Origin of the sequence: Desulfuromonas sp. KJ2020, from assembly GCF_024197615.1 — a bacterium.
Lineage (GTDB): Bacteria > Desulfobacterota > Desulfuromonadia > Desulfuromonadales > SZUA-540 > SZUA-540.
The window spans coordinates 31,022-57,571 of sequence record NZ_JAKUKE010000001.1 but is presented as its reverse complement, the minus strand read 5'-3'; the positions used below and the strand labels follow the sequence as shown (position 1 = coordinate 57,571).

Annotated in this window: 30 protein-coding genes; 25 read left to right on the top strand and 5 right to left on the bottom strand. The window is 58.2% G+C overall.

The window, feature by feature from the left end:
- Positions 1-153 precede the first annotated feature (153 nt).
- The 3 genes from MJO47_RS00305 to MJO47_RS00295 all read left to right on the top strand — a co-directional run bounded on the left by MJO47_RS00305 (position 154) and on the right by MJO47_RS00295 (position 3,268).
- Complete coding sequence (locus tag MJO47_RS00305; protein ID WP_253959125.1) at positions 154-1,515, top strand: cytochrome c biogenesis protein ResB; 1,362 nt, start codon at positions 154-156, stop codon at positions 1,513-1,515.
- Positions 1,516-1,545: 30 nt separating this feature from the next.
- Entirely contained in the window at positions 1,546-2,406 is an 861-nt protein-coding gene (gene ccsB, locus MJO47_RS00300) for a c-type cytochrome biogenesis protein CcsB (protein WP_253959124.1), read from the top strand.
- Between the two features lie 100 nt (positions 2,407-2,506).
- Complete coding sequence (locus tag MJO47_RS00295; protein ID WP_253959123.1) at positions 2,507-3,268, top strand: tRNA1(Val) (adenine(37)-N6)-methyltransferase; 762 nt, start codon at positions 2,507-2,509, stop codon at positions 3,266-3,268.
- Here MJO47_RS00295 and MJO47_RS00290 read toward each other — a convergent pair.
- Together MJO47_RS00290 and MJO47_RS00285 are read right to left on the bottom strand one after the other, a co-directional pair.
- The gene (locus MJO47_RS00290; RefSeq protein ID WP_253959122.1) at positions 3,265-3,771 is read right to left on the bottom strand and encodes a DUF721 domain-containing protein; all 507 of its coding nucleotides are present in this window, start codon (positions 3,769-3,771) and stop codon (positions 3,265-3,267) included. The genes MJO47_RS00295 and MJO47_RS00290 overlap by 4 nt on opposite strands.
- Positions 3,768-4,025, bottom strand: a complete 258-nt coding sequence (locus MJO47_RS00285; RefSeq protein ID WP_253959121.1) for a hypothetical protein — start codon at positions 4,023-4,025, stop codon at positions 3,768-3,770. The genes MJO47_RS00290 and MJO47_RS00285 overlap by 4 nt, the downstream gene beginning before the upstream one ends.
- A 148-nt stretch (positions 4,026-4,173) precedes the next feature.
- Here MJO47_RS00285 and MJO47_RS00280 point away from each other — a divergent pair, with 148 nt between their 5' ends.
- The 8 genes from MJO47_RS00280 to rplS all read left to right on the top strand — a co-directional run bounded on the left by MJO47_RS00280 (position 4,174) and on the right by rplS (position 8,866).
- The gene (locus tag MJO47_RS00280; protein WP_253959120.1) at positions 4,174-4,437 is read left to right on the top strand and encodes a DUF3343 domain-containing protein; all 264 of its coding nucleotides are present in this window, start codon (positions 4,174-4,176) and stop codon (positions 4,435-4,437) included.
- Positions 4,438-4,535: 98 nt separating this feature from the next.
- On the top strand, positions 4,536-5,888 hold the full coding sequence (ffh, locus tag MJO47_RS00275) for a signal recognition particle protein (protein ID WP_253959119.1): 1,353 nt from the start codon (positions 4,536-4,538) through the stop codon (positions 5,886-5,888).
- Between the two features lie 105 nt (positions 5,889-5,993).
- Positions 5,994-6,254: a 30S ribosomal protein S16 gene (gene rpsP, locus MJO47_RS00270; protein ID WP_155876968.1), complete on the top strand. Its 261-nt coding sequence runs from the start codon at positions 5,994-5,996 to the stop codon at positions 6,252-6,254.
- Positions 6,255-6,314: 60 nt separating this feature from the next.
- On the top strand, positions 6,315-6,548 hold the full coding sequence (locus MJO47_RS00265) for a KH domain-containing protein (protein WP_155876967.1): 234 nt from the start codon (positions 6,315-6,317) through the stop codon (positions 6,546-6,548).
- A complete protein-coding gene (gene rimM, locus MJO47_RS00260) occupies positions 6,548-7,081 on the top strand; it encodes a ribosome maturation factor RimM (RefSeq protein WP_253959118.1) in 534 nt (177 codons plus the stop codon). Before MJO47_RS00265 ends, rimM begins: the two co-directional genes overlap by 1 nt.
- Complete coding sequence (gene trmD, locus MJO47_RS00255) at positions 7,071-7,814, top strand: tRNA (guanosine(37)-N1)-methyltransferase TrmD (RefSeq protein WP_253959117.1); 744 nt, start codon at positions 7,071-7,073, stop codon at positions 7,812-7,814. Before rimM ends, trmD begins: the two co-directional genes overlap by 11 nt.
- Positions 7,811-8,380, top strand: coding sequence for an RNA methyltransferase (locus MJO47_RS00250; RefSeq protein ID WP_253959116.1), 570 nt, complete (start codon positions 7,811-7,813; stop codon positions 8,378-8,380). The genes trmD and MJO47_RS00250 overlap by 4 nt, the downstream gene beginning before the upstream one ends.
- Before the next feature lie 132 nt (positions 8,381-8,512).
- Positions 8,513-8,866 carry a 50S ribosomal protein L19 gene (gene rplS / locus MJO47_RS00245; RefSeq protein ID WP_253959115.1) on the top strand — a complete coding sequence of 118 codons (354 nt, stop codon included), beginning with the start codon at positions 8,513-8,515 and terminating at the stop codon, positions 8,864-8,866.
- 84 nt (positions 8,867-8,950) lie between these two features.
- Here rplS and MJO47_RS00240 read toward each other — a convergent pair whose 3' ends face one another.
- Positions 8,951-9,139 (bottom strand): hypothetical protein, encoded by a 189-nt coding sequence (locus MJO47_RS00240; protein ID WP_253959114.1) that lies wholly within the window; start codon positions 9,137-9,139, stop codon positions 8,951-8,953.
- 105 nt (positions 9,140-9,244) lie between these two features.
- Between MJO47_RS00240 and MJO47_RS00235 the strand changes: the two genes are divergently transcribed.
- The 4 genes from MJO47_RS00235 (at position 9,245) to rsmI (ending at position 13,162) form a co-directional block, all read left to right on the top strand.
- Positions 9,245-9,886, top strand: coding sequence for a ribonuclease HII (locus MJO47_RS00235; RefSeq protein WP_253959113.1), 642 nt, complete (start codon positions 9,245-9,247; stop codon positions 9,884-9,886).
- Positions 9,883-10,245, top strand: a complete 363-nt coding sequence (locus MJO47_RS00230) for a YraN family protein (protein ID WP_253959112.1) — start codon at positions 9,883-9,885, stop codon at positions 10,243-10,245. Before MJO47_RS00235 ends, MJO47_RS00230 begins: the two co-directional genes overlap by 4 nt.
- Positions 10,246-10,331: 86 nt before the next feature.
- Positions 10,332-12,290 carry an NAD(+) synthase gene (locus MJO47_RS00225; RefSeq protein WP_371926638.1) on the top strand — a complete coding sequence of 653 codons (1,959 nt, stop codon included), beginning with the start codon at positions 10,332-10,334 and terminating at the stop codon, positions 12,288-12,290.
- Positions 12,287-13,162: a 16S rRNA (cytidine(1402)-2'-O)-methyltransferase gene (gene rsmI, locus MJO47_RS00220; RefSeq protein WP_253959110.1), complete on the top strand. Its 876-nt coding sequence runs from the start codon at positions 12,287-12,289 to the stop codon at positions 13,160-13,162. Before MJO47_RS00225 ends, rsmI begins: the two co-directional genes overlap by 4 nt.
- 39 nt (positions 13,163-13,201) lie before the next feature.
- Here the strand turns inward: rsmI and MJO47_RS00215 are convergent, their stop codons facing one another.
- Positions 13,202-13,480, bottom strand: a complete 279-nt coding sequence (locus MJO47_RS00215; protein ID WP_253959109.1) for an acylphosphatase — start codon at positions 13,478-13,480, stop codon at positions 13,202-13,204.
- On the bottom strand, positions 13,477-15,492 hold the full coding sequence (gene ligA, locus MJO47_RS00210) for an NAD-dependent DNA ligase LigA (RefSeq protein WP_253959108.1): 2,016 nt from the start codon (positions 15,490-15,492) through the stop codon (positions 13,477-13,479). Before ligA ends, MJO47_RS00215 begins: the two co-directional genes overlap by 4 nt.
- 188 nt (positions 15,493-15,680) lie before the next feature.
- On the opposite strand from ligA, the gene MJO47_RS00205 reads away from it, so the two are divergent.
- From MJO47_RS00205 to murD, 10 genes are all read left to right on the top strand, one after another.
- Entirely contained in the window at positions 15,681-16,946 is a 1,266-nt protein-coding gene (locus MJO47_RS00205) for an HlyC/CorC family transporter (protein WP_253959107.1), read from the top strand.
- 187 nt (positions 16,947-17,133) lie between these two features.
- Positions 17,134-17,580: a division/cell wall cluster transcriptional repressor MraZ gene (gene mraZ / locus MJO47_RS00200; protein ID WP_253959106.1), complete on the top strand. Its 447-nt coding sequence runs from the start codon at positions 17,134-17,136 to the stop codon at positions 17,578-17,580.
- A 2-nt stretch (positions 17,581-17,582) separates the two neighbouring features.
- Positions 17,583-18,530, top strand: a complete 948-nt coding sequence (gene rsmH, locus MJO47_RS00195; RefSeq protein ID WP_256501995.1) for a 16S rRNA (cytosine(1402)-N(4))-methyltransferase RsmH — start codon at positions 17,583-17,585, stop codon at positions 18,528-18,530.
- Positions 18,531-18,554: 24 nt separating this feature from the next.
- A complete protein-coding gene (gene ftsL / locus MJO47_RS00190; RefSeq protein ID WP_253959105.1) occupies positions 18,555-18,872 on the top strand; it encodes a cell division protein FtsL in 318 nt (105 codons plus the stop codon).
- A 21-nt stretch (positions 18,873-18,893) separates the two neighbouring features.
- Positions 18,894-19,166, top strand: a complete 273-nt coding sequence (locus MJO47_RS00185; RefSeq protein WP_253959104.1) for a hypothetical protein — start codon at positions 18,894-18,896, stop codon at positions 19,164-19,166.
- Positions 19,167-19,189: 23 nt separating this feature from the next.
- Positions 19,190-21,157, top strand: a complete 1,968-nt coding sequence (locus MJO47_RS00180) for a penicillin-binding protein (RefSeq protein ID WP_253959103.1) — start codon at positions 19,190-19,192, stop codon at positions 21,155-21,157.
- Between the two features lie 47 nt (positions 21,158-21,204).
- Complete coding sequence (locus tag MJO47_RS00175) at positions 21,205-22,704, top strand: UDP-N-acetylmuramoyl-L-alanyl-D-glutamate--2,6-diaminopimelate ligase (protein WP_253959102.1); 1,500 nt, start codon at positions 21,205-21,207, stop codon at positions 22,702-22,704.
- Positions 22,705-22,709: 5 nt separating this feature from the next.
- The gene (gene murF / locus MJO47_RS00170; protein WP_253959101.1) at positions 22,710-24,104 is read left to right on the top strand and encodes a UDP-N-acetylmuramoyl-tripeptide--D-alanyl-D-alanine ligase; all 1,395 of its coding nucleotides are present in this window, start codon (positions 22,710-22,712) and stop codon (positions 24,102-24,104) included.
- An 8-nt stretch (positions 24,105-24,112) separates the two neighbouring features.
- Positions 24,113-25,189 (top strand): phospho-N-acetylmuramoyl-pentapeptide-transferase, encoded by a 1,077-nt coding sequence (gene mraY / locus MJO47_RS00165; protein WP_253959100.1) that lies wholly within the window; start codon positions 24,113-24,115, stop codon positions 25,187-25,189.
- A gap of 1 nt (position 25,190) precedes the next feature.
- Positions 25,191-26,549, top strand: coding sequence for a UDP-N-acetylmuramoyl-L-alanine--D-glutamate ligase (murD, locus tag MJO47_RS00160; RefSeq protein ID WP_253959099.1), 1,359 nt, complete (start codon positions 25,191-25,193; stop codon positions 26,547-26,549).
- The last annotated feature ends 1 nt before the right edge of the window (position 26,550 follow it).

The window sequence follows — 26,550 nt, the reverse complement described above, 5'->3', positions numbered from 1 at the left end:
GGCTTTAACCGGGGATAATCCTGGAACAGGGCTTTATTGACTGTTTTTGTGTGCTTTATGGCCTTCGGCACTTTTCTTGCGTGACGGAGAAGTTTTAATCCGCCCGGCAAAGGCCACTCTATCGATCCAGAACTCTATCCAGGAGACACGATTTTGACCGCAAAAGAAAAAAGCTTCCTGACGTCAGTGTGGGACTTTCTCTGTTCCCTGAAGTTGACTATCATCATTCTGATCCTGCTGGCCGTGACGTCCATCATCGGCACGGTGGTGCAACAGAACCTCTCTCCCCAGGAATATTTGCAGATCTATACGGAGAAGACCTACAAGCTTCTCGACTCCCTGCAGTTTTTCGACATGTACCATTCCTGGTGGTTTCTGTCCCTGCTCGGACTCTTCTCTCTTAACCTGGTATGCTGCTCCATCAAGCGCTTTCCCCGGGTGTGGAACACGGTCATGCATCCCCAGCTTAAAGGGGATGACTCCCTTTTTCGCACCTTGTCCAACGCCGACGAAGTCGTGGTCGGTGGGACGATGGACGAGGCTGCCGGCCGTCTGCGCAGTCTTGTGCAGAAGCATTTCGCCGGTGCCGTGGAGACACGGGAGGACGATCGCATATACCTTTTCGCCCAAAAGGGGCCCTATGCCCGCTTTGGTGTCTATGTGACCCACCTCTCCATCCTCATTATTTTTATCGGGGCGATTATCGGCAATATCTGGGGCTACAAAGGCTACATGAATGTCGTGGAGGGGGGCTCCGCCGATACGGTTCGCCTCTTTGGCACCAACGAGGCGGTCAAGCTGCCCTTCGCCATTCGCTGCGACCGCTTCGAGGTGTCCTTCTATGAAGGGGGTGGTCGGCCGAAGGAATACGTCAGTGACCTGGTCGTGCTCGACAGCGGTCAGGAAGTCCTGAGCAAGACCATTGAGGTCAACGATCCCCTCAGCTATCAGGGGATTACCTTCTATCAGTCGAGCTATGGCCCGGCAGGCGATCCGTCCTTTAAAGTGCGTGTTCGCACGCGCAGCACCAACGAAGTGCAGGAATATGTGGCGCGGCAGGGCGAGCACGTGGCTCTGCCCGGCGGCCGCTCTTTTGCCGTCACCGCCTCGACCCCTTCCTATGATCGTTTTGGACCGGCTATCCAGATGCATGTCAATACGGCGGACGGTCAGCATGGCAACCCCTTTGTCGTGTTGCAGAACTTCCCCGACTTTGACGCCCAGCGCGGCGATGAATTCATCTTCAGCCTGCTGCAGATCGACCAGCCCTATTATACCGGCCTGCAGGTCGGCAAAGATCCCGGCGTCTGGGTGGTCTGGATCGGTTGTTTCCTGATGATCTTCGGTTCGCTGGCGGCATTTTTCATTTCCCATCGGCGCATCTGGGTGACCCTGCAGCCAGTCGATGGTAAGGTAGGCGTTCGGATCGGTGGCTCAGCCCACCGCAATCAGCCCGCTTTCGAACTGTTCTTCGATGATTTCAAAGCGAAACTCAAAGACGAACTTAAAGGCTAATCTTCAGACCTCTATGGGGGAAAAGAAAAGATGACCAGTACACAACTGTTCAACGCTGTAACTGTGGCCTACTTCGCCTCGATGGTGCTGTTCGTGGTCTATTTGGCCACCCGGAGCAAGGCTATCGCCCTCGGCGGCAACATCCTGGCGTATGTCGGCTTTCTGGCCCATACCGCAGCTATCGGCGTGCGCTGGAGCGAGACGTACAAATTGCTGGGGGCCGACGGCTACGCGCCCCTGTCCAATCTTTATGAGTCCGTGGTCTTTTTTTCCTGGACCATCCTGCTGATCTACATCCTGATGGATCTCAAATACCGCCAGCGCTCCATCGGCGCATTTGTCCTCCCCTTCGCTTTTTTGTCCATGACCTGGGCGCAGCTGCGGCTTAACGACGCGATCGAGCCTTTGGTGCCGGCTCTGCAGAGCAACTGGCTCACCTATCACGTCATCACCTGCTTTCTCGGCTACGCCGCCTTTGCGGTGGCCTGCGGCGTTTCCATCATGTATCTGATCAAGGCCGGCCGTGAAGAGAAGAGTCCGGAGGATTCTCCTGCCGGTGGGATTCTAGGCCTGTTCCCCAGCACCAAGGTGTTGGATGATATGAACTACAAAGCCATCATGATCGGCTTCCCGCTGTTGACCCTGGGCATTGTCACCGGTGCCGCCTGGGCCAACTATGCCTGGGGAACCTACTGGAGCTGGGACCCCAAGGAGACCTGGAGCCTGATCGTCTGGTTCATCTATGCGGCCTTTCTGCACGCCCGCTTTACCCGGGGCTGGGTTGGCAAGCGGGCGGCCTGGCTTTCCATTATCGGATTCGCCGCCACGCTGTTCTGCTACCTCGGTGTTAACCTGGTTCTTTCCGGTCTTCATTCCTACGGAGGATCCTGATTCAGGAACCTGAGGCTTTCGTTTCAAAAGGCAGGGGACGGTGAACAGACCGTCCCCTATTTTTTCGGCCACCACACGGCTTGGTTGACCATAAAGAGCTATGGATACGGAACTCTGGCGAAAAGATGGCGAGACCCTGGACGATCTGGGGCCGGGATTGAGGATTTTGCAGGGGAGGGCGGGATATCGGTTCTCCCTTGACCCGGTGCTGCTCTGCGGTTTTGCCCGAATCCGTCCTCAGGACCGGGTTTTGGATCTGGGCACGGGAGCGGGCATCATCCCCCTGCTGCTGGCCAGTCGCCACGAATCGATCCGGGTCGTGGGGGTCGAGCGGCAGGAAGAGCTGGCGGACAGGGCTCGTCGGAGCGCCCAGTTGAACCGATTGGATCAGAGGGTTGAAATTGTGTGCGGAGACATGCGTGCCCCGGAGGTGTTAAGCCAATATGCGCCTTTTACGGCCGTGTTGTCCAATCCGCCTTATCGTCCCGCCGGAACGGGGAGGCTGTCACCTGGCTCGGAAAGAGCGGCAGCCCGTCATGAGCTGGCTGGCGGTCTGGAGGACTTTGTGGGCACGGCGGCCCGATGTCTGGATGACGGTGGTCGCTTTTTTGTCATCCATCTGGCTGAACGTCTGACGGATATTTTGTGCGCCCTGCGTCTGGAAAGGCTGGAACCCAAGCGGCTCCGGATCGTGCAGTCCCGTGCCGGAGAGGCGGCCCGACTCGTACTGGTGGAGGGGCGCAAGGGCGCCAAGCCCGGCCTGTTAGTGGAGGATCCGCTGGTTATCTACGCTGGGGATGGGTACAGTCGCGAGGTTTTGGCCATGTACGAGACGAAGACGTCGGTGCCGCCGCAAGGCTAGTCGGGCTTTTGGCGTGCCCGCTGCAGTTTCTTCTGCTTGGTGAGAAGATCCTCTAGACTCATCCTCACCTCCGGATCACTGATGGCCATGACAGTCTGGTGGATCTCCTGGCGATCCGCTTCCGTCAGCCTGGCTGATTGCCAGTCGATTTCTTCAGGTGCAGGGGGCGGCGCTTCCGGCGGTTTGTGGGCGCCGCGGCGCAGAAACAGGTCATCGATCACTTCTTCCCCCAGCAAGGCGTTGAGCTGGGTGAGGATTTTGGGCTTCAGCAGCTGTAGCTGCTGCATCCAGACGGGATGATCCACGCGCACCTCAAGGACGCCATCCCTAATGCGTATCGGTCGGGCTCGAGCGGCAATCTGTGGACCGACGGCTTCTTCCCAGACGAGCCAGGCTTTGTATTCCCGTCTCTTTTCATCAAGGCCGCGTTGTTGGAAAAGATTTTCCAGTAGCGCGCCGACCAACTGGATCTGGTTTTTGCCCGGAGGAGATTTGCTGCTCATGACCGGTTCCGATGATATATCCTGCCCCCCAGAAGCTGTCCGGCGATGGCCGCAGCCAGCGTGAATGGAATGATTTTCCAGCCGATATCCGAGGTCAGGCGCCAGGTGGCGATAAAGGGGATGGATAGATGGATGTAGATGAACCAGCGCAGGGAATACTTGCGGCAGCGTTGTCGCAGGTAGCCCAGGGGGAGGTTGGCGAGAAGGGCGAAGGAAACCAGGCTGATCTGGTCCATGGTGAGAGTCAAATTCAAGGCGGTTTCTTTTCCTGGGATGTTGGTAGAATAGATACTCGTGGGAGTCTACCTGTTTTGTCGGAAGACTGTCAATCCATGAAGCGGCCAGCCTTTGCCGCCCGCTTGTCTGCTGTTGTGGAAAATTCAATTGGAGGGAGTTGGTGCCATGGTTCGTAATGGCGATCTGGTGGCGGTGTTTCACTCTGTGCATCGGGTCATGGAAGCTGAAAAAATTCTCAAGGCCGCTGGGGCGGATATTCTCCTGATTCCCGTTCCGCGTCAGCTCAGTTCCGATTGTGGCCTGGCCATTCGTTATGCCAGTGCTGAGCAAGCCGTGGTTACCGCTGTCTTGAGAGATAAGGGATTGCTGCCCGCCGAGCTTTATATCCGGGAGGAAGAGGGGTTTGTACAGGTTTCGCTTGAAACTTAGGGATTTGGGGTTTTCAGGTTTTTCCTTGACAAGGGTAGGGGCTTTCCCTATATTCCAAACTTTGCGAATCTTCAAAGGGAAAGTGTCTTTGGCACGCAATGTTTGATAATCTGACCGATAAATTTGACGCAGTATTCAAAAAGCTTCGCGGCCATGGGCGCCTGACGGAGCAGAATATCCAGGAGGCGATGCGCGAAGTTCGCCTGGTTCTCCTGGAGGCAGACGTCAATTTTCGGGTCGTTAAAAATTTTATCGCCAGCGTCACGGAGCGTGCGGTCGGTCAGGAAGTTCTCAAGAGCCTGACTCCCGCCCAGCAGGTCATCAAGGTTGTCCGTGAAGAGCTGGGGCGGTTGATGGGCGAAGGCGAGGCCTACGAGCTCGACCTTGCTGCCCGTCCCCCCGTGTCGATCATGCTCTGCGGCCTTCAGGGCGCGGGCAAAACCACGACATGCGGCAAGCTGGGCCTGAAATTACGGCGGGATAAGCGCAGTCCTCTGCTGGTTCCGGCCGATATCTATCGTCCGGCCGCGATTGAGCAGCTCAAGACCGTCGGTCGGCAAATGGATATCCCGGTGTTTGACTCCCAGCCGGGGCAGGATCCCGTTGTCATCTGCGAGAATGCGCGCCGTTATGCCGAGCTTAACGGTTACGATACACTGATACTCGATACGGCCGGCCGGCTGCACATCGATGAAGAGTTGATGGGCGAGTTGGTGCGTATCAAGGCGTCCCTGCAGCCCCGTGAAATCCTTTTCGTGGCTGATGCCATGACGGGTCAGGATGCCGTAAATGTCGCCAAAAGCTTTGATGAAAAGCTGGACATTACCGGTGTTATCCTGTCCAAGCTCGATGGCGATGCCCGCGGTGGTGCGGCTCTCTCTATCCGCGCGGTCACTGGCAAGCCGATCAAGTTTGTCGGCCTCGGGGAAAAGCTTGACGCCCTTGAAGTTTTTCATCCCGACCGCATGGCCCAGCGCATTCTGGGGATGGGGGATGTCCTCAGTCTTATCGAAAAGGCGCAGACCGCTGTCGATAAGGAGCAGGCCGCCGATCTCGAACAAAAGCTGCGCAAGGAAGGGTTTACGTTGGAAACCTTTCGCGATCAGCTGCAGGCCATCAAAAAAATGGGTTCGATGGAATCGATCCTCAAGATGATACCTGGGGCGGGCAAAGCCATGAAGCAGGTTAAAGACATGGGAATGCCTGACAAGGAACTGAAGAAGATCGAGGCGATCATCTGTTCCATGACCCCCAAGGAACGTCGGGATCACCGCCTGATCAATGGTTCACGTCGTTTGCGCATTGCTAAAGGCAGCGGCACCACTGTTCAGGACGTCAATCAGTTGCTTAAGCGCTTTACGGAAGCGCAGAAGATGATGAAGAAAATGCAGAAAGCAGGGCCGAAAGGGCTTAAGGGGATGCTTGGCCGCGGAGGCGGTCTGCCTTTCTAGAAACATTGCATCTTTCCGGCTTCATGATAACAATGAGAGTGAAAGTTAATCGATCAACCAACAGCTACGGAAATTCCGTATAGCAACACCCAGGAGGAACGTTACATGGCAGTTAAAATCAGGCTGGCCCGCGGTGGCGCCAAGAAAAAACCCTTTTACCAGGTTGTAGTTGCCGACGAGCGGTTTCCCCGCGACGGTCGTTTTGTAGAAAATCTGGGACAGTATGATCCCAAAATTGACCCGCCTATGGTCTCCTTGAACGAAGAGCGTACCCTTGAGTGGCTGAAAAAAGGGGCGCAGCCCACGGAAACAGTACGTCAGGTTCTGCGCAAGCAGGGCATCTGGGCCAAGTTCAAGCAGTCCTAGGAGACCCCGGTCTCCTCTCGTCGTGGCGGGAACCATCCCTTTCTTCGAAGGACGGACTCCATGAAAGAACTCATCGAATTCATCGCGAAATCCCTGGTTGAAAACCCTGACGCGGTCGTCATCTCCGAGGAGGAGGGTGAAGATGGGACGATTCTTGTCAAGCTAGCTGCTGCTCAGGAAGACATGGGGCGGATAATCGGCAAGCAGGGGCGCACGGCCAAGGCCATGCGGACATTGCTGAACGCCAAGGCGACGCGGGAGAATCGGCGGGCCACTCTGCAAATCATGGAGTAATGCCGAAAATAGCCAAAGACTTTCTGCTGGTAGGTGTTGTGGCCGGAACCCATGGGTTGCGCGGAGATCTGAAAGTGCGCCCTTTGGCCGGCCTCTGCCCGTTGGCGGCCGAAACACCTGTCTTCCTCCGCTCTGCTGATCGCGAGCCAGAAGCTCATACGCCTGTGCGCGTGGTTTCCCACAAAGGGGGTTACCTGCTCCGGTTGCAAGGTCTTGAGCACATTGATTCCGTGCAGCGCCTCGTTGGAGCCGAAGTCCTTATGAGGCGCCAGGATGTCCCTGAGCCGGACCCCGATGAGTTTTATTGGGATGAGGTGCAGGGCTTTGCTGTTCGCGATCGGAGTCTCGGTGAGCTCGGGACCCTGGACGATACTTTTACAACGGCTGCTCACGATATCTTCGTGGTCAACGGTCCCTACGGGGAGGTTCTTATTCCGGTGGTCGAGGCCTTTTTGGTCGAGGTCGATACGGCGGCGGGGCTTATCGTCGTAGATTTGCCGGAAGGTTTGGTGCAGAAACCCGATGCGTTTTGATGTCCTGACCCTCTTCCCGGTCATGTTTGAGTCTCCCTTTGCTGTCAGTATCCTGGGTAAAGCCCTTGAAAAGGGACTTATTCAGCTTCATGCGCACAATCTGCGCGACTGGGCCGCGGGGCGACACAAGGTAACGGACGACATGCCTTACGGTGGCGGCGCTGGTATGGTCATGAAGCCCGAGCCGGTCTACGCCGCCATTCAGGCTCTGCGCCAACAGTCCCCCGGGGCTCAGGTCGTCATGATGACCCCGCAGGGAAAAACTTTTGGTCAGGATGATGCGCGGGCTTTGTCCGCGCAATCCGGGCTGATTTTTGTCTGTGGTCGCTACGAGGGCTTTGACGAGCGCATCCGTAGCATGGTCGATGTCGAGTACTCCCTTGGAGATTTTGTTCTGACCGGGGGCGAGTTGCCCGCCATGGTTATGATCGATGCGGTGGCTCGTTTGCTCCCCGGGGTTCTGGGCAGTAGTGGCAGCGCCGAGGGTGATTCCTACGCTGACGGCCTGCTGGAATTTCCTCACTATACCCGTCCTGCCGATTTCCAGGGCATGCGGGTGCCTGAGGTTCTGTTGTCGGGCAACCATGAGGCTATCGCCCGCTGGCGGCGGCGTCAGCAGCTGCAGCGGACCTTGGTTCGCCGGCCCGATCTGTTGGAGTCGGCGCCACTCAGTTCGGAAGATATGGCGTTGCTGGAATCCATTCGCCGGGAACTGGCGGAGGAACCAGCATGAACCGGCTCCCGTTTGCCATTGCTCTGGTTCATCGTCCCGTGGTGGATCGTCGGGGGGATCTGGTCACTACGGCCGTGACCAATCTGGATGTCCACGACATTGCCAGAACGGCCAGAACCTATGGGGTTGACCGCTTCTATATCGTGACACCCGTTCAGGAGCAATTGACCCTGGTCGAGCGCATACTTGATCACTGGCACCAGGGGCATGGCGCCGAATACAACCCCCATCGAGGGGAAGCCCTCGGTCTGGTTCGGGTGACCGCCTCCCTGCAAGATGCTTTAGCCGACTGGGGTCAAGAAGTAGGCATGGAGCCTCTGCCGGTGTTGACCGGGGCGAAAGCCCGCGACGGCCTCAGCTATGGCGCCTGCCGAGAGCTCCTGAAAACTAGGCACCTTATGCTCGTGCTGGGGACCGGCTGGGGCCTGGCCCCTTCGCTCTTTGCGAACGGCTGGCCTGTCTTGGAGTCCATTCGCGGGAGCAGCGATTACAATCATCTGCCCGTGCGGGCGGCAGCGGCGATTATGCTCGACCGGCTCTTGGCGGCCGGTGCCGGCGAAAAATAGACGAAGTGTAAAAATATCATTGCGGTAGTGAAGGATTTTGCAGTATAAACATGAATCCTCCGGGTCCTCTTCCTGCAAAAATACTTTGCCTTTCAGGAATGAACCGGATCAGCGGATGTAGAGGAGGAAAAGATGAACATCATCGATCAACTGGCAATGGAACAGATGCGGAAAAACATCCCGGCCTTCAAAGCGGGTGACACCCTGCGCGTGCATGTGAAGATTGTCGAAGGCGACAAGCAGCGCATCCAGGTTTACCAGGGGGTATGCATCAAGCGGGTTAACCGCGGTATCGGATCGACTTTCACGGTTCGCAAGATCTCCAATGGCGTTGGGGTTGAGAGGGTATTTTCCCTGCACTCCCCGACGGTCGACAAGATCGAGAACATGATGGTTGGCCGCGTTCGTCGGGCCAAGCTGTATTACCTGCGCAACCTGCAGGGCAAGGCAGCGCGTATTCGCGAAAAGCGGGCCGCCCAAGCGTAGGACAAAAAAAGCCCCGGCCGCAAGCCGGGGCTTTTTTTTCATCCACAGGGGGGACATATCAGGATTTACCCACCGTCTGAAACCTTAATGATGAACTCCGGGAACCGTACCGGCCGAATGGGAAGTCAGCTGCACGTAGATGAGCACCGTGAGGACGCCGTAAAGAGCGACCGTTGCCCAGCCCCCCAGGCGGAAAACTTCCATGAATCCCTTCCAGTCCACCAGAAAAGCCAAATACCCCACAACTGCCAGGCCGATGAAAATAGCTGCCATGAAATTTCTCCTTCGATTCATTAGAGTTATGCATGCAAATATTGTATATTGTATACCAAGCTCAGCGACAAAATTAAAGGGAAAATTTGCCATGGCGGCTTGCCGATGACACTGCAGTTGTTTGCCGAGGAGAGTCTGTCACCTCTGCACTTTGAGAGGCAGGCCCTGAAAAACGGCTATAAGGCTGTCGCCGGCATCGATGAAGCCGGCCGGGGTCCCCTGGCCGGACCGGTGGTGGCGGCGGCTGTCATCCTGCCGTCAGTCCACGATCTGCCCGGCCTGACCGACTCCAAAAAACTCTCGGCCAGGAAAAGGGACGAACTCTTTCCCCTCATTCGTCAGCAGGCCCGGGCTATTGGGGTAGGGATCGTGTCTGCTGAAGAGATTGATGCGATCAATATTCTTAAGGCGACCATTCAGGCCATGTCCCTGGCCGTCAACCGTCTCCGTTTTTCAGCCGATTACTTGTTGATCGACGGTATTACTCCCTTGCCTGAGCAGACCCCCCAGTTGACCTTGAAGAAAGGGGATAGCCGCTCTCTTTCCATTGCCGCCGCCTCCGTGGTGGCCAAAGTGGTCAGGGACAGAATGATGATCGCTTATGATCGCCGTTTCCCTGGGTATGGTTTTGCCGGTCACAAGGGTTATGGCAGCGCCGCCCACATGGAATCCATTGCCCGCCTTGGGCCCAGCCCTATTCATCGGCGCACCTTCGCCGGGGTGCGCGAGCATGTGGTCGACTTATGAGCGAGGAGCGTCAGTCCCTCGGTCGCTGGGGAGAGGAAGAGGCGGCCCGCTACCTGCGTCGTCAGGGGATGAAAATCGTCGAACGCAACCTTCGTACGCCCCTGGGGGAGATCGACCTGGTGGTCAAGGATCGCAAAATCCTGGCTTTTGTTGAGGTGAAGACCCGCCGCAGCCTCGCTTTCGGTTCTCCGCAGGAGGCCGTAGGACCGCGCAAACAACGACAGATCATCCGGTCAGCCCAGTGGTATCTCGCGTCCGGCCAAGGCCAGGGTCTGCAGCCTCGTTTCGATGTCCTGGCGGTTTCGCCGGGGGCAGCCGGCGCGGAGATCGAATACATCCCCGATGCATTCGGCCTCTAAATGTCGGTTTTTCGCCGAGCGTCCCTGGCAGGGAGCCGTTGGCCTTTGCCGTGCAGCCAAAAACACAGACGAAAGTAGTGCTTATGATGAATTCTGTCTCGTTCGCTGATTGCGGTTTTTTACGCCTGGCGGTAGCTTCCCCCGAGTTGCGGGTTGGCGATGTGGATTTCAACCTGGCGGGGATCTCTCGCGTGGTGGAAAAGGCGGCCGCGCAGCAGTGTCAGCTCCTTGTCTGTCCCGAACTGTGCCTGACGGCCTACAGCTGTGGCGACCTCTTTTTTCAACCCCTTCTGGTTAAAAAAGCCCTGCGGGCCGTTACCGACCTGGCTGCCCTGACGGCGGAGTATGATATCGCCCTGGTTGTCGGAGCGCCGGTCCACCAGCAGGGCCGCCTCTTTAACGGGGCCTTTTTTCTGGCCGGTGGGCAGATTCTGGGATGCGTACCCAAAACCTATCTGCCCAACACGCAGGAATTTTATGAAGAACGATGGTTCTCCTCCGCCCTGGACAGAACGGGTGAGGAGATCTTTCTGGACGACTGTGCCATACCTTTCGGGCCGGATCTGCTGTTTCAGGCCGTGAACAAGCCTGATTGCATGGTGGGTATCGAAATTTGCGAGGATGCCTGGGTGTCCAACCCGCCGAGCGGCGAAATGGCTGGAGCGGGGGCGACGGTCCTGCTCAACCTGTCGGCCAGCCCGGAAGTGCTCGGCAAGCACAGCTACCGGCAGTCTCTGGTGGAATCCCAGTCCGCCCGCTGTCTGGCCGCCTATGCCTACGCCTCGGCGGGGCCGGGGGAGTCCAGCACCGACCTGGTTTTTTCCGGGCACTCGCTGATAGCGGAAAACGGCGTGGTCCTGGCAGAAACGGCACGGTTCGAATTCGACAGTCAACTGGCCATGGCCGACATTGATGTGGATCGGCTGGTGAGTGAACGGTTGAAAAACAACAGTTATTCGGTGGCGCGGAGCGAGCGGGTTTTCCGGGTTATCCCCTTTGAACTTAAGGGGACGGAAAAAAAAGCAGCTGAGATATGGCGACCCCTCTCCCGTACGCCCTTTGTTCCTGCCGATGATCGGGACAGGGCGCAGCGCTGCCGTGAAATTTTCGCCCTGCAGACCACGGCCCTGGCCAAGCGACTCAGACACACGGCAGCCTCTCGTGTCGTCGTCGGTATCTCCGGTGGCCTCGATTCGACTCTGGCCCTGCTGGTGACGGTCAAGGCTTTTGACAAGCTGGGGCTGGATCACGAGGGTATTGTGGCCATCACTATGCCGGGTTTTGGGACGACCCGGCGAACGCGAGGGAACGCGGAAAAACTCGCCGAACTGCTGGGCGTGACGCTTCGTGTCATCCCCATCGATCAGGCCGTCAGGCAGCATTTTGCCGATATCGGCCACGACGCGTCTTTACACGATGTTACCTACGAAAATGCCCAGGCACGCGAACGCACCCAGATTCTGATGAATGTGGCCAATCAGGTCGGCGGTCTGGTGATCGGCACCGGAGACCTCTCCGAACTGGCCCTGGGGTGGTGCACCTATAATGCCGATCACATGTCCATGTATGGGGTGAACAGCGGGGTGCCGAAAACACTGGTTCGCTATCTGGTCGACTGGTGCGCCTTGGAGGAATTCAGCGGTGAGACGTCAGCTGTTTTGCGGGATGTTTGCGAGACGCCCGTTTCGCCGGAACTGCTGCCTCCCGGCGAGGGAGACGAGATCCGGCAGATCACCGAGGATCAGGTTGGCCCTTATGTGCTACACGATTTCTTCCTCTACCACCTGGTTCGTCTGCAGTCTCCCCCTAAAAAAATATATCTTTTGGCCTGTCATGCCTTTGACGGGGAGTTCGCCCCGGACGAAATCGTCAAATGGCTGCGGATCTTCTTCCGGCGCTTTTTCTCCCAGCAGTTCAAGCGATCCTGCCTCCCGGACGGTCCCAAGGTCGGCAGTGTTGCTCTGTCGCCCCGCGGGGACTGGCGCATGCCCAGCGACGCGAGCGTGAACCTCTGGCTGGCCGAGTTGGAGTCTTTGCCCCTATGATGCGTGAGTCGGTTGATACGGCAGGCGCAGCAGGGGTTCTTTATCTGGTATCCACCCCCATCGGCAACCTCGAGGACATGACGCTCAGAGCGTTGCGCGTTCTCAAGGAAGTAGCCCTGGTGGCGGCCGAGGATACCCGCCACAGCCGCAAGCTCTTTTCCCACTATGGCATCAGTACGCCACTGACCTCCTGCCATCAGCACAATGAAGTCGGCAAGGGGGAGCAGCTTCTGGCCGCCCTGCGCGAAGGCCGCTCCGTGGCGCTCATTTCCGATGCGGGTACGCCGGGCATTGCCGACCCCGGCTACCGATTGTTGTGCCGCTGTCTGGAGGCGGGCATTGAGGTGGTGCCCATTCCGGGGCCGTCGGCTGTGGTCACGGCGCTGTCCGTCTCGGGGCTGCCGACGGAGCGCTTTGCCTTCGAAGGGTTTCTACCGGCCAAAAAACAGGCGCGTCTGGCCCAGCTGGCCACCTTGCAGTCGGAAAGCCGCACACTGGTCTTTTATGAAGCGCCCCATCGCCTGCTGGCCACCCTGAAGGATCTGATCGCCGTGTGCGGAACGACACGACCGGCGGTGGTGGCGCGGGAACTGACCAAGCTGCACGAAGAGGTGTTTCGGGGGACGCTGGCTGGAGCCCTGGACCATTTCAGTTCGGCCAGAGTGCGCGGGGAAATTGTCCTGCTGGTGGGACCGGCTTTAGAGGTCGAAGAAAAGCCGGCAGAGACGGTCAAGGACGCCCTGCTGCGGCTGCACCGCGAGACCGCCCTGCCGCGCCGGCAGCTGGTCAAGCGGGTAGCGAAGGAGCTGGGCCTGCCCGGCGCCGAGGTGTATCGGGAAAGTCTGGAGTTGCCGGAACTGGGCAAAGACTAAAACCCCTGGTCTTCCGGCTCGAGGTCTCCTGACGGCAAGTCAGTAATGGATGGAGAAGCTGGCAAACTCACCTTGATACTCTTCCCAGTCGATAAGTACATCGTCGACAGCGGCCATCTCGGGTCCTTGGCGGCAGGCCTCCAGGGCGCTGCGGATATCGGACTCGCGACCTTCAAGCAAGGCCTGCACATCGCCATCCGGCAAGTTGCGCACCCACCCCGTAAGGTGGTTCTGGCGGCAGATCTTCTGGGTGTAAGCGCGAAAATTCACGCCCTGAACCCGTCCTCTGAAGCGAACAGACGCCCTGACTTTTTTCACGATGCTCCCTCCCTTTCCACCATCTGCTGAAACTCTTCTTCGCTGAGAACGGTTACCCCCAACTCCTGCGCCCGTGCCAACTTGCTGCCGGCTTCCTCGCCGGCCACGACGAAATCCGTTTTCTTGCTGACGGAACCACTGGCGCGGCCACCGAGCTTTTCTACCAGCGTCTGCGCCTCTTTGCGAGAAAACAGGGCCAGACTCCCGGTAAAAACAAAGGTCTTGCCGCTTAAAGGACCGCCGGCGCGGCGTTGCTCCCGCTCGGGGTGCACGCCGAGCATCGACAGGTCGGCCAGAATCTGCTGATTTTGGGGGGAGGCGAAGAAGCTGGTGACGCTGCTGGCCACCTGGGGGCCGACTTCGTGAATGGCCAGCAGATCCTCCTGGCTGGCCCGAGACAGCTCCTCCAGGGAGCCGAACTGGCTGGCGAGTATTTTGGCCATGTGGTCGCCGACGTGCCGAATGCCCAGGGCGTTGAGAAAACGGGAGAGGGGGCGTTTTTTACTGGCCTCGATGGCGGCCAGCAGTTTCTCCGCCAGTTTGTCCCCCATGCGCTCAAAACGGAAGAGATCCTTTTTTCTCAGGCGATAGAGATCGGCCACGTTCTTTACCAGCCCGAGCTGCAGCAACTGGTCGATGTATTTTCCGCCCAACCCGTCGATGTCCATACCTCCCCGACGGGCGAAGTGTTTAAGGGACTCCTTGAGCTGGGCCGGGCACGAAAGCCCCTGGCAGCGCGGAACGACTTCCCCTTCGAGGCGTTTCACCGGTGAGCCGCAGGCGGGGCAATGGGTGGGCAGGGGGACCTGGGTTTCGTTGCCGCGGCGCTTTTCGGTGAGCACCCTGACGACATCGGGGATAACATCACCGGCCCTCTCCACGACCACCTGGTCGCCGATCCGCACATCGAGGCGGTCGATCTCGTCCCAGTTGTGAAGACTGGCGCGGGAGACGGTAACGCCACTGACTTCCACCGGCTGCAGGAGGGCAACGGGGGTGATGGCCCCGGTGCGGCCGACCTGGAGCTGGATGTCCTCCAGCGTAGTGACCGCCTGGCGAGGCGGGAATTTCCAGGCGATGGCCCAGCGCGGCGTACGGGTCTTTTCGCCCAGTTCCCGCTGCAGGGCCAGTTCGTTGACTTTGACGACCATGCCATCGATTTCGTAGGGCAGATCTTCCCGGCGCTGTTGAAGCGAATGATAATGGGTGATAACCGCCTCAATGTCTGGGCAACACGTGGTGCCGGCGAGGTTGGTGCGCAGCCCCCATTCTTGCAGCTGCTGCAGAAGCTGCTCGTGGGTGCGGGGGGCCTCGCCCTCTAGACGGCCGATGCCGTAGCAGAATATCTGCAGAGGGCGGCGGGCGGTGACCGCCGAATCGAGCTGCCGAAGGCTGCCGGCGGTGGCGTTGCGCGGATTGGCGAAAGTGGGCAGTCCCTCCTCTTCCCGCTCCCGATTGAGAGCCTGGAAGTTGTCCAGCTCCATATAGACTTCTCCCCGTACTTCCAGCAGCGAGGGGCAGGGAGAAGTCAGGACAAGGGGGACGGACGGAATCGTTTTGAGGTTCTCGGTGATCTTTTCCCCGGTGGTGCCGTCGCCGCGGGTCGAACCGGTCTGCAGGCGACCCTCTTCGTAGACGAGCTCCACCGCCACCCCGTCCATCTTCATCTCACAGACATATTCCAGCGGCTCCTCCCTGGCCAGAAAGCGCCGGACACGGTCGTCAAACTGACGCATGTCCGCCTCGGTAAAGGCGTTCTCCAGCGAGAGCATGGGCAGGGAGTGGCGGACCTGCTCAAATTTCTCCAGAGGCGGCGCCCCCACGCGCTGACTGGGGGATTCCGGGTGGACAAGCTCGGGGAATTGCGTTTCAAGGTCCAGAAGTTCCTGGAGAAGCCGATCATAGTCCGCGTCGGAGATTTCCGGCTGGTCCAGCACGTGATAGAGATAATTATGTCGATGGAGCGTGCTGCACAACGCCTCATGTCTTTTTCGGGCCTGGTCTGGGGTCATGGAGGGTTCCTTGGGAGGGCTGCCCGGCGGGCAGCAAAGGGTCACGATGAAATATCGGGGGATTATATAACAGGGAATGTTGGCGTTTCAACAGGTTGCGTGTGATCTGTGTTGAATATTCGCGATCTCTGGGATAAACTTCCCTTCACTTGTGATGATGTTGATTCCTGAATGTTTTGGAGATTCCCATGCTCGAACCTGATGATGTCTGGATACGGCTGAGTCTGCTGGCGGTCCTCTTCGTGCTTTCCGCTTTTTTTTCCGGCTCGGAAACGGCCCTGATGTCGCTGGACAAGCTGCGTCTGAAATATCTGGTGCAGAAAAAACGCCGCGGGGCCCAGCGCCTGGAGGAGCTGCTGGAGAGTCCCGAGAAGCTCCTGGGGGGAATCCTGGTCGGGAACAATCTGGTGAATATCGCCATCTCCGTCTTCGCCACGGGGCTGCTCGTCCAACGCTATGGTGAAAAAGGGGAACTGCTCACCATCCTCCTGGTGACCCCTCTGCTGCTGGTTTTCTCTGAGGTGCTGCCCAAGAGCTATGCGGCCAAACAGTCGGAGGCGATGTCCTTCGCCGTGCTGAGGCCGATCGGGGTCGTTCTCAAGGTGCTGGCGCCGGCGATCTGGCTCATCACCGGAGTCACTCGTTTCTTGTCGCGGCTAATCCCCGGAGAACAGGAGAAGCCGATCCTCTCCGAAGATGAAATCCGCACCATCATTACGGTTGGTGAGCAGACGGGGGTGGTCCATATGGAGAAACACCAGATGCTCCACGGGATTTTCGATCTGGCGGAGATGCGCGTTCGTGATGTGATGATACCTCGCACCGAAGTCGTCGGCATTGAAGTCCATTCGACCTTTGAAGAGGCGCTGGTCCTGGTCCAGCAGGCCCATCATTCCCGTTTTCCGGTCTACGAGGAAAATCTTGACAGCATCGTGGGTATTATTCATTCCAAGGATATCCTGAGTTTCGTGGGACGTCCTGACACGTTCTCTTTGAGGGATATCGCCCGTCCTCCCTACTTTGTTCCCGAATCAAAGCGCATCGAGACCTTGCTGCAGTCTTTCCGTCGCAAGCGTATGCACCTGGCTATCGTGGTGGACGAGTACGGCGGGGTCGAAGGGATCGTGACTCTTGAAGACATCTTCGAAGAAATCGTCGGCGAAATTCAGGATGAGTACGATGTCGAGGAAGAGATGTTGCGGGAGCTCGGCCCGGGCCGCTACCTGGTTGATGGCAGCACCTCGCTGCGAACAATCAACAAGCGCTTCCACCTGAAACTGTCCGAAGAGCACGTTACCACCCTGGCCGGCTTCCTGTTGAGAGCTCTCGGTACCATCCCCCAGGAAGGCGAAACCTGTGAGTCGGAAGGCGTGCAGTTCATCGTGCGCAAGGTGGTGGACCGCCGTATCGAGGAGATTGAAATGTTGCTGCCCGGGGCGACAACGGATTCCTGACTTCAGCCCGCCATTCACCGTTTTTTCCTTCACCCCCTTTTTGGGGGTTTTTTTGTGCCTGCTTTTACACCTTTTACCAATTCTAAACCCTTAACAGAGAAGAAATATCTCCTTGACAAGGGTATGGGCCACGGCTATAGTTTCCCACAAAGTGTAATTTAGTGCCAAATTGGACCAAAAGAGGGCAATGAGCTTCCAGGGAGAATTCTACAATTCGATCGACCCTAAAGGGCGAGCCAGCATACCGGCCCGTTTCCGCGAAATCCTGGCGGAAGCCCATGGGGAGGAGCGCTTGGTCGTGACCAAAAACTGGGATGGCGGGCTCAGCGCCTATCCTGTGCCCCTCTGGGAGAAAAATCGCCAGAATGTGGAAAATCTCCCCCCTGGCCCCCAGCGCAACGCCGCCTATCGCCTCGTGGTCGCCCCGGCCACCGAATGTTCTTTCGACAAGCAGGGCCGAATTCTAATTCCTGAGTCGCTGCGACTGCACGCCAATCTGGAACGGGATATCGTGGTCGTGGGCATGTCGGACCGCATTGAAATATACAGCAAAGACAAGCACGCCGAAGTGACCGAGACGGCGGTGTCTTTTGTGCAGGAAGATCCCCAGTTCATGTCGGATCTGGGATTCTAGGTTTGTCCGCCAGCGAATTCAGGCATCTGTCTGTGATGCCCAAAGAGGTTCTGGCCTACCTGGCTCCGCAGTCAGGGGAAGTTTTTCTGGATGGTACCCTGGGTGGTGGCGGACATGCCCGCCTGATCCTCGAAGCTTCGGCACCGGATGGCCGCTTGATCGGGCTCGATCGCGACCCGGCGGCGCTGAATAAAGCAAGTGAAGTACTGGCTCCCTTCGGAGAGCGGGCGGTGCTAAGACACGGTAACTTTGCGGAGGCGAATCAGATCCTGCCGATGCTAGGCGTGGACCGGGTTGATGGCATTCTGCTGGATCTGGGAGTTTCCTCTCATCAGCTTGATGCCGAGGAAAGAGGTTTCTCCTTTCGCGCCGATGCGCCGCTGGATATGCGCATGGATACCACCGCCGGTCAGACGGCCGCCGATGTTCTTGAAAGTGCCAGTGCAGAGGAGTTGGCCCGTATTTTTCGCGAATACGGAGAGGAGCGCTGGGCAGGGCGCATTGCCCGCCGCATCGTGGCCACCCGGACCGAAAAACCTCTCTTGACGACAGGGCAGTTGGCGGACCTGGTTCGGGATACGGTTCCCGGTGGTTACAAGCCGGCCAGGATTCACCCGGCCACCCGGGTTTTTCAGGCGCTGAGGATTCATGTCAACGGCGAACTCGATCATGTGGCCCAAGGTATTAACCGAGGGCTGGAACTTCTGAAACCGGGCGGGCGTATGGTGGTCATCAGTTTTCACTCACTGGAAGACCGCATCGTCAAACAGTTTTTTCAACGACAGGCGCAAAGCTGCATCTGCCCACCGCAGCTCCCCTATTGCAGCTGCGGCCAAAAAGCGAAGCTTGAAATATTGACCCGCAAGGCCGTTCGCGCCAGCGAAGAAGAGATTGCCGACAACCCCAGAGCACGCAGTGCGGTTCTTCGGGCCGCCCGACGTCTCGACTGATGCGAAGAGGGTAAAGGAGAGATCATGTCTGAACTTATTTTGAGGGCTTTCCCCAGGTTTGGAGGGGTGGCGCTGAAAAAACCGAGCCTGATGCCCGTGATGGTTTTTATCGGTCTGATGCTGGCCATCTCTCTTTTTTTCGTCTGGACCCGTATCCAGGTGATCAACCTTGAATACCAGATTTCCAGTCAGCAGGAGCGGTTGCGGGAAATGCACCAGGAGAACAAAAACCTGCGTCTGGAAGCGGCCAGTCTGCGCAATCCGGCCCGAATAGAAAAAGTGGCCGTCAAAGAACTGGGCTTGCGGTTTCCCACACCACAACAGGTCATCACGGTAAGGTAGATCTATTGAGGGATTGTTGTTATGGAATTGTTGGAACCTAAAGAGAAGCAGGACCTGTGGCAGGAAATGCAGGAGCTGCTGGTGATAAGAGAAAAGAAGAGGTCGCGCCACCTGGTCGGGGTAGTGGGCCTTTTTTTCTGTATGGGGGTCAGTCTGCTCGTGCTGGGGGCCTGCTATCAGGCCGACCGGGAAGGGACAACCTATACCCCTTTTGATTCGGCCTATGCCGGGAGCGAGACGAATCTGATGCAGCCGCCACAAGACATCGATTCTCCGACGATCATTCATCTTTAGAAGACGCCGGTTGGGAGTGCCGCTTGGATAAACAGGAGAAATGGGGACGTTATCGCCTTCGGTTCATTGGCCTGTGTTTTTTGCTGGCCTTTGTTCTGATTTCCGTCCGTGCCTTCAGTATCCAGGTTTTGAATCAGGAAGAGTGGCGCAAAAGGGCCGAGAGGCAGCACCAGAAGGTCATCTCTCTGGCGCCCAAGCGGGGGGCGATTTTCGATGCCCATGGCGAGGAGATGGCCCTGAGTGTGGAAGTCGACTCGATTTATGTCGATGCCCGCAAAGTAGTAGATCTGAACGGGGAGGCTCAGGCGCTGGCCAAGGCCCTGACGCTGCCCGTCGCCGCGGTCAAGGCCAAGCTGAGTTCGGGGAAAAGTTTTATCTGGCTCAAAAGGCGGGTCTCTCCGAAAGAGAGCGACAAGGTCAAGGAACTGAAACTGGCCTGCGCCGATTTCATCAAAGAACATCGGCGCTATTACCCTAATGCGGAAATTGGTGCCCAGGTCATAGGGTTTGCTGGTCTCGACCCCGAAGGACTGGAGGGGGTTGAGCTACGCTACGATGCCATGATTCTGGGCCAATCAGGGTATCTGGTCACCGAAAAAGATGCTCTCGGGCGTGGAATGGGGGCGGGGGTTCAGCCATTACAGGAGCAAAGTCAGGGGTACAACGTCTATCTGACTCTGGACAAGAACCTTCAGTACATAGCCGAAAAGGAACTGGCAGCCGGCATAGCGGCGGTTCAGGGCAAATCGGGGTCCGTTGTCGTAATCGACCCGGAAACAGGCCGTGTGCTGGCCATGGCCAGCCAACCTGACTATAACCCCAATTCGTTTTTCAATTACAAGCCAGCGCAGTGGCGGAATCGGGCGATTACCGATGCTTTTGAACCCGGATCCACCTTCAAGGTGTTTCTGATCGCCGCCGCCTTGAATGAGGGGGTGATCAAGGCCTCTCAGAAGATTGACTGCGAGAACGGCAAGCTGGCAGTAGGCGGAAAGGTGATACATGACCACCGCCCCTACGGAAAATTGCAGGTCGATGAGATTCTCAAGTTCAGCTCCAATGTAGGGTCGGCCAAAATAGGCAAAGCCTTGGAGCGCGATAATTATTACCGTTATATCCGAGACTTTGGCTTTGGAGAGCAAACGGGTATTGATCTGCCAGGCGAGGCGGGAGGGTTGATCCGCAAGCCGTCCGATTGGTTTGAAATCGACCTGGCGGCCATCTCCTTCGGGCAGGGTTTAAGCGTGACGCCGATTCAGCTGGCGGCGGCTACGGCGGCCATCGCCAATGGCGGCTACCTGATGAAGCCCTATGTGGTCGACAAGGTGGTGGATACCAATGGGCAGGTCATTAAAAAGAACAGTCCGCGCGTGGTCCGGCAGGTCGTCTCCAATGATGTCGCCAACCGGGTTCGCCAGATGATGGGCCAGGTGACGGAAGAAGGTGGCACCGGCACGATGGCGGCCGTGCCAGGCTATCGTGTCGGCGGCAAGACGGGAACGGCTCAGAAGGTTGACCCGGTAACGGGGGGGTATTCAGCGGACAAGCGGGTTTCGTCCTTTGTTGGACTAGTGCCTGTGGATGACCCCCGGTTGGTCATTCTGGTGGTGGTGGATGAACCGGAAGGAAAGGCCTATGGCGGACTGGTGGCGGCGCCGATTTTCTCGCGCATTGCCGCCAAGTCGCTCCACTATCTAAAGGTGCCGGCCACGGCTTCGACCTACGTGGCCTCGACACCTCCATCCGTGGAGGTTTCCGCTTTTCCGCTGAACAAAAACCTCAAGGCGGCCTGGAATGAAAACGGCCATGAAGGCGTGCGTATGCCGGACTGTCAGGGACAGAGTTACAGACAGGTGCTCCAGACCATGGAAAGGACCGGCCTGAACATCCAGTTGAGAGGCAGCGGCCGTGTCGTCGAGCAGTCGCCCCGGCCGGGTGAACCGATTCGATACGAACAGGAAGTCTGGGTGAAGTTGGCGCCGCCGGCCTGAGCGGATGAACTGACCCTCTTAGCCAGGACAAGGAATAACCTGACTTTATGCAACTATGTGAGATGATCGAAAAGATACCGGCCTGCCAGGTGGCGGGGCCCCAGACCCAGATAATCACCGGGTTGTTTTATGACTCCCGTCAGGTGATCAAGGGGGGGGCCTTCTTCGCCCTGCCGGGAGCCAAATCGGACGGTCATCTCTTTGTCGAGGACGCCATTGGGCGTGGGGCTATCGCTGTTTTTGCCGAGAAGCCACTGGTTCTCCCCGAAGGGGTGACTCTTGTCCGGGTGGAAAATGCCCGACAGGCCATGGCTCTGGCCGCTCATGCGTTCTATGGCAATCCGACTGCCGATATTCCTGTGGTCGGCGTGACCGGCACCAACGGCAAGACCACGGTGACGTATCTGCTCGAAGCTATTCTGCGGACAGCCGGAAAAAAACCGGCCGTCTTCGGAACCGTCAACTACCGCTATGGGAAGGCCGAGCTGCCCTCCAGTCATACGACCCCTGAGTCCGTGGATTTCCTGCGGACATTGGCCGATTTCCGCGCTCAGGGTGCCGATGCGCTGGTCCTGGAGGTTTCGAGCCATGCCTTGGAGCAGTATCGTGTCGAGGGCATTCACTTTGACGTCGGCATCTTCACCAACCTGACTCCCGAACACCTCGATTATCACGGCACCATGGAAGGGTATTTTGCCAGCAAGGCCGCGTTTTTTCGCCGGCTGCTGCCTTCCTCTGGCGGCAGGGCGGTGGTCAACATCGATGACCCCTACGGCCAACGTCTGGCAGCCGAACTTCCGGAGGCTCTGACCTGTGGCTGCGCTAAGCAGGCGATGGTACAGGTCAAAGAGGCCCAGCTGAGCGTCGACGGCATCGCGGCCAGAATCAGCACCGCTCAAGATGAAATCGACCTGAAATCATCTCTGGTCGGCCAGTTCAATCTGCAGAACATTCTCTGTGCGTTTACCGCCGGCCTGGCTCTTAACCTGGAAGCGCCACTCGTGGCGAGGGGAATTGCTGAGGCGGCTATGGTGCCGGGACGCCTGGAGCGCATCGAAAATAACCGAGGGGCCTTAATCCTGGTGGATTATGCCCACACCGGCGACGCCCTGGAAAAGGTCCTCTCCACCCTTAAAGACCTGCAGCCGCGGCGGCTTGTCACCGTGTTCGGTTGCGGCGGCGATCGGGATCGCAGCAAGCGTCCGGTCATGGGGGAAGTAGCTGCGCGTTATGCGGATCTGGTGGTGCTGACCTCCGACAATCCCCGCACGGAAGATCCCTTCGCCATACTGGCGGAAGTGCGGCCGGGAATCGAGCACCACTACCCGCAGGAAATCAGCCTCGACGAGGGCCAAAATGGCTGCCGGGGCTTTGTCGTGCTGGCTGACCGCAGGAAGGCCATTCGTTATGCCGTTTCGACCCTCGGGGAGGGAGACATTCTCCTGGTTGCCGGTAAAGGGCACGAAGACTACCAGATTATCGGCACCGAAAAACACCACTTTGACGATCGCGAGGAATTGCGGCAAGCATTGGCCTCGGAGGAGTGAACGGCATGGAACTGCCTGTTCAGAAAATAGCCCGCCTGGTATCGGGAATTCTGACTCCTCCCCACTCTCAGGAGATGGTGACGGGTGTTTCCACGGATAGCCGTACTCTTCGGCCGGGGGAACTCTTCGTGCCCTTGGTCGGCCCGCATTACAACGGCCACGACTATCTGGGCCAGGCGGTCCAGAATGGGGCGGCGGCCTGTCTGAGTGAAGAGGTCGTAGCGGGCCTGCCCGTACCCATTATTCGGGTGGAGGACACCCTTAAATCTCTCGGCGATCTGGCCGCGGCGGTTCGCGCCCACTATAGAGGCCCCCTGGTGGCGATAACCGGCACCGCCGGCAAGACGACCACCAAAGAAATGTTGGCCGCCATCCTGTCCCAGACGGGGCCTGGCCTGAAGACGGAAGGAAACTTCAATAATCTCATTGGTCTGCCCTTGACGTTGTTCCGTCTGGAGGCCGCCCATCGTTGGGTCGTCCTGGAAATGGGGATGAGTGCCAGGGGGGAAATTGCCCGTTTGGCTCAGATTGCGTCGCCTACCATCGGACTGATCACCAATGTCGGGCCGGCGCATCTGGAAACCCTGCATGGACTCGAAGGGGTGGCCAGAGCCAAAGGCGAATTGTTTGAGGCGATGCAGCCTCAGACCACGGCAGTTATCAATGCCGATGACGACCGAGTCCTGGCATTGCCCGTGGCCAACGGCGTCCATCGGATCCTGTTCGGCCTCAATCCGCAGGCCGATGTGCGCGCCGAGGCAGTTGTGGTCAAGGGAGATACGGTCGTTTTCGACCTGGTCTTGCCGAAGGGACGCTGGCCGGTCACCCTGTCCGTACCGGGGAGGCACAATGTCGCCAATGCGCTGGCTGCGGCCGCGGCGGCGGTAGCGATGAAGGTGGATGGCGAGGTCATTGCACGAGGGCTGTCCCTTTTTCGCACTATACGCGGGCGCATGGAATTGTTTCGGTTGGCCAATGGCGCCCAGTTGATTGAGGATAGCTACAACGCCAATCCCTCCTCCATGCGGGCCGCGCTCGACGCCCTGAACGATTTGTCGGGGACGGGCCGCCGCCTGGCTGTTCTTGGCGACATGCTTGAATTGGGGGAAGAGTCCGATGCCTTGCACAGAGAACTGGGGCAGCAGGCAGCCAGCCAGGTAGACGCCCTTTTGTTGCTGGGAGACAAGGCCGGGAAAGTTGCGGAAGGCGCCAAAGAAGGCGGGCTCGATGCAGCGCACTTGCACGTGGTCGACACGGCCGAGGCAGCGTGTCGCTGGCTGCAGTCATGGCTGCAGCCCGATGACAGGATCCTGATAAAGGGGTCGCGAGGCATGCGGATGGAAAAGATCTCGGCCGCCCTGCTGGCCCCTGGATTTTTTCCTATTGAAACGGAAAGGTAAGGGCACCCATGCTCTATCATCTGCTCTATCCATTACACACGGAGTTTTCGGCTCTCTATGTGTTCCGTTTTATCACCTTTAGAGCCATCTACGCGACGATTACGGCCCTGGTGATCGCCTTCATCATTGGCCCCTGGGTGATCGAGAAGCTCTCCATGCTGCAGATCGGCCAGACCATTCGCAAGGTAGGACCGGAATCCCACTTCAAGAAAGAGGGGACGCCCACCATGGGGGGGACGCTAATCCTGCTGGCCATCGTCGGGCCGACGCTGTTGTGGGCTGATTTGACCAATCTGTATGTCTGGGTGACCCTGCTGGTCACGGTCGGGTTTGGCGTGGTTGGTTTTATCGACGACTACCGCAAAGTGAAACTCAAGAGCAGCGACGGCCTGTCGGCCCGACAGAAAATGCTGTGGCTCATGCTGATATCGCTGGCGGCGGCGTCCACCCTGTATGTCTACCCGCCGTTTCAGACCACCCTGGCTTTCCCCTTCTTTAAAGGGGTTGTGCCCGATCTGGGAATCTTCTACATTCCCTTCGCCATGATCGTTATCGTCGGCGCCAGCAACGCCGTGAACCTGACGGACGGACTGGACGGACTGGCCATCGGGCCGATGATCATCGCTTCCGGCACCTATCTGCTCTTTGCCTATCTGGCCGGCAACGCCAGGCTGGCCGAATACCTGCAGATCAGCAGCGTCCAGGGGGCGGGTGAATTGGCGGTGTTATGTGGGGCTATGGTGGGGGCAGGGCTGGGGTTTCTCTGGTTCAACACCTATCCTGCCCAGGTTTTTATGGGCGATGTGGGCAGCCTTTCTTTGGGGGGTGCCCTGGGGACGATCGCGGTTATTACCAAGCAGGAGATCGTTCTGGTTATTGTGGGCGGCATATTTGTGGTCGAGGCGTTGTCCGTTATTTTTCAGGTGACCTCGTTTCGCCTTTACGGCAAACGAATTTTCCGCATGGCGCCCATCCATCATCACTTTGAACTCAAGGGTTGGCCGGAACCGAAAATCATCGTGAGGTTCTGGATCATCAGCATTATTCTGGCTCTGGTGGCGCTCTCCACCCTGAAGCTGAGGTAGCATGAAGCGGGATTTTACGGGAAAGCAGATAGTCGTGGTAGGCGCGGGACGCACGGGGGTGGCTCTGTGCGCCTATTTTAGTCGCCGTGGCGCCCGTGTCACCCTGTCGGATCAGCGCTCTGCCGAACGGATCGAAGGCGTGGCGCGTCTGCCGAAAAACACTGCCACCGATTTTGGCGGCCACACGGAAGCGCTTTTTCAGGCTGCCGATCTGATTGCCGTCAGCCCGGGTGTTCCCCTGACTGTCCCAGCCATCGCCAAGGCAGCGGCCGCCGGCGTGCCCGTGGTTGGTGAAATTGAAGTCGCCTATGAGGAGCTCGAGGCGCCTCTGATCGCCATCACCGGCACCAACGGCAAGTCGACTACGACAACGGTCATGGGCGAAGTGCTTCAGGCCTGGGGAAAAGAGACCTTTGTGGGGGGGAACCTGGGAACGCCGCTGATCGAGGCGGTCGATGCGGGACCCTGGCAGTACCTGGTGGCCGAGCTGTCTTCCTTTCAGCTCGAAGCGATCCAGCACTTCCACCCCCGCTACGCTCTGCTTCTGAATATCAGTGAAGATCACCTTGACCGCTATGCGGACATGGATGCTTACGTGCAGGCCAAGGCGCGGATCTTTGCCAATCAGACCGCAGGCGACGTCGCCGTACTCAACGCCGAAGACAACGCAGTGTGCGCCCTTGGCAAAAACCTCACCGCCCGGCAAGTCTATTTTTCCTCGGCTCGGATCCTGGAGGAGGGGATGGGATGTGACGGAACGCATATCGTCTGGACCTGGCAAGGGCAAACCCATCGATTCCCTCTGGCCGAATTGCGGCTCAAGGGACTGCACAACGTCGAAAATGTCATGGCGGCCCTGATTCCGCCTCTGCTCGAGGGCTGTCCGGTTACGACGGCCTGGCGCGCGGCCTGCCAATTTGGTGGTCTCGCCCACCGTATGGTGCCCGTTCGCACCCTGAACGGGGTGACCTGGTACGACGATTCCAAGGGGACCAATGTCGGTAGCGTCGTCAAGAGCCTTTCCGGCCTGACGGCACCGGTCACCCTGATCGCCGGCGGCAAGGACAAAGGGGGGGATTACCTGCCCCTGGTGGAGGTGGTCAAAGACAGGGTGAGCCATCTTATCCTCATCGGGCAGGCGGCGGAGCGTATCGCCGAGTCTCTGGGAAACCTGACGCACACCGTACGGGCTGCCAGTCTGGAAGAAGCGGTGCGCCTCGCCCATGAACTGACACCTGTGGGGGGGACGGTGCTGCTTTCCCCTGGTTGTTCGAGTTTCGACATGTTCTCCAGCTATATCGAGCGAGGAGAGCGTTTTGCTGCCCTGGTCATGGGCCTGCCGGAAACGAAGAGAGACTGAC

Excerpts from the sequence above, each read along its gene's own strand:
- ligA (WP_253959108.1), bottom strand. The coding sequence starts at position 15,492 with ATGACCCCAGACCAGGCCCGAAAAAGACATGAGGCGTTGTGCAGCACG.
- MJO47_RS00230 (WP_253959112.1), top strand. The coding sequence starts at position 9,883 with ATGAGCGAGGAGCGTCAGTCCCTCGGTCGCTGGGGAGAGGAAGAGGCG.
- ftsL (WP_253959105.1), top strand. The coding sequence starts at position 18,555 with ATGTCTGAACTTATTTTGAGGGCTTTCCCCAGGTTTGGAGGGGTGGCG.
- murD (WP_253959099.1), top strand. The coding sequence starts at position 25,191 with ATGAAGCGGGATTTTACGGGAAAGCAGATAGTCGTGGTAGGCGCGGGA.
- ccsB (WP_253959124.1), top strand. The coding sequence starts at position 1,546 with ATGACCAGTACACAACTGTTCAACGCTGTAACTGTGGCCTACTTCGCC.
- MJO47_RS00240 (WP_253959114.1), bottom strand. The coding sequence starts at position 9,139 with ATGGCAGCTATTTTCATCGGCCTGGCAGTTGTGGGGTATTTGGCTTTT.
- rplS (WP_253959115.1), top strand. The coding sequence starts at position 8,513 with ATGAACATCATCGATCAACTGGCAATGGAACAGATGCGGAAAAACATC.
- MJO47_RS00290 (WP_253959122.1), bottom strand. The coding sequence starts at position 3,771 with ATGAGCAGCAAATCTCCTCCGGGCAAAAACCAGATCCAGTTGGTCGGC.
- rimM (WP_253959118.1), top strand. The coding sequence starts at position 6,548 with ATGCCGAAAATAGCCAAAGACTTTCTGCTGGTAGGTGTTGTGGCCGGA.
- murF (WP_253959101.1), top strand. The coding sequence starts at position 22,710 with ATGGAACTGCCTGTTCAGAAAATAGCCCGCCTGGTATCGGGAATTCTG.
- rpsP (WP_155876968.1), top strand. The coding sequence starts at position 5,994 with ATGGCAGTTAAAATCAGGCTGGCCCGCGGTGGCGCCAAGAAAAAACCC.
- MJO47_RS00235 (WP_253959113.1), top strand. The coding sequence starts at position 9,245 with ATGACACTGCAGTTGTTTGCCGAGGAGAGTCTGTCACCTCTGCACTTT.
- MJO47_RS00205 (WP_253959107.1), top strand. The coding sequence starts at position 15,681 with ATGCTCGAACCTGATGATGTCTGGATACGGCTGAGTCTGCTGGCGGTC.
- MJO47_RS00175 (WP_253959102.1), top strand. The coding sequence starts at position 21,205 with ATGCAACTATGTGAGATGATCGAAAAGATACCGGCCTGCCAGGTGGCG.
- MJO47_RS00185 (WP_253959104.1), top strand. The coding sequence starts at position 18,894 with ATGGAATTGTTGGAACCTAAAGAGAAGCAGGACCTGTGGCAGGAAATG.
- MJO47_RS00280 (WP_253959120.1), top strand. The coding sequence starts at position 4,174 with ATGGTTCGTAATGGCGATCTGGTGGCGGTGTTTCACTCTGTGCATCGG.
- mraY (WP_253959100.1), top strand. The coding sequence starts at position 24,113 with ATGCTCTATCATCTGCTCTATCCATTACACACGGAGTTTTCGGCTCTC.
- trmD (WP_253959117.1), top strand. The coding sequence starts at position 7,071 with ATGCGTTTTGATGTCCTGACCCTCTTCCCGGTCATGTTTGAGTCTCCC.
- MJO47_RS00295 (WP_253959123.1), top strand. The coding sequence starts at position 2,507 with ATGGATACGGAACTCTGGCGAAAAGATGGCGAGACCCTGGACGATCTG.
- MJO47_RS00250 (WP_253959116.1), top strand. The coding sequence starts at position 7,811 with ATGAACCGGCTCCCGTTTGCCATTGCTCTGGTTCATCGTCCCGTGGTG.
- MJO47_RS00265 (WP_155876967.1), top strand. The coding sequence starts at position 6,315 with ATGAAAGAACTCATCGAATTCATCGCGAAATCCCTGGTTGAAAACCCT.
- ffh (WP_253959119.1), top strand. The coding sequence starts at position 4,536 with ATGTTTGATAATCTGACCGATAAATTTGACGCAGTATTCAAAAAGCTT.
- MJO47_RS00225 (WP_371926638.1), top strand. The coding sequence starts at position 10,332 with ATGAATTCTGTCTCGTTCGCTGATTGCGGTTTTTTACGCCTGGCGGTA.
- mraZ (WP_253959106.1), top strand. The coding sequence starts at position 17,134 with ATGAGCTTCCAGGGAGAATTCTACAATTCGATCGACCCTAAAGGGCGA.
- rsmI (WP_253959110.1), top strand. The coding sequence starts at position 12,287 with ATGATGCGTGAGTCGGTTGATACGGCAGGCGCAGCAGGGGTTCTTTAT.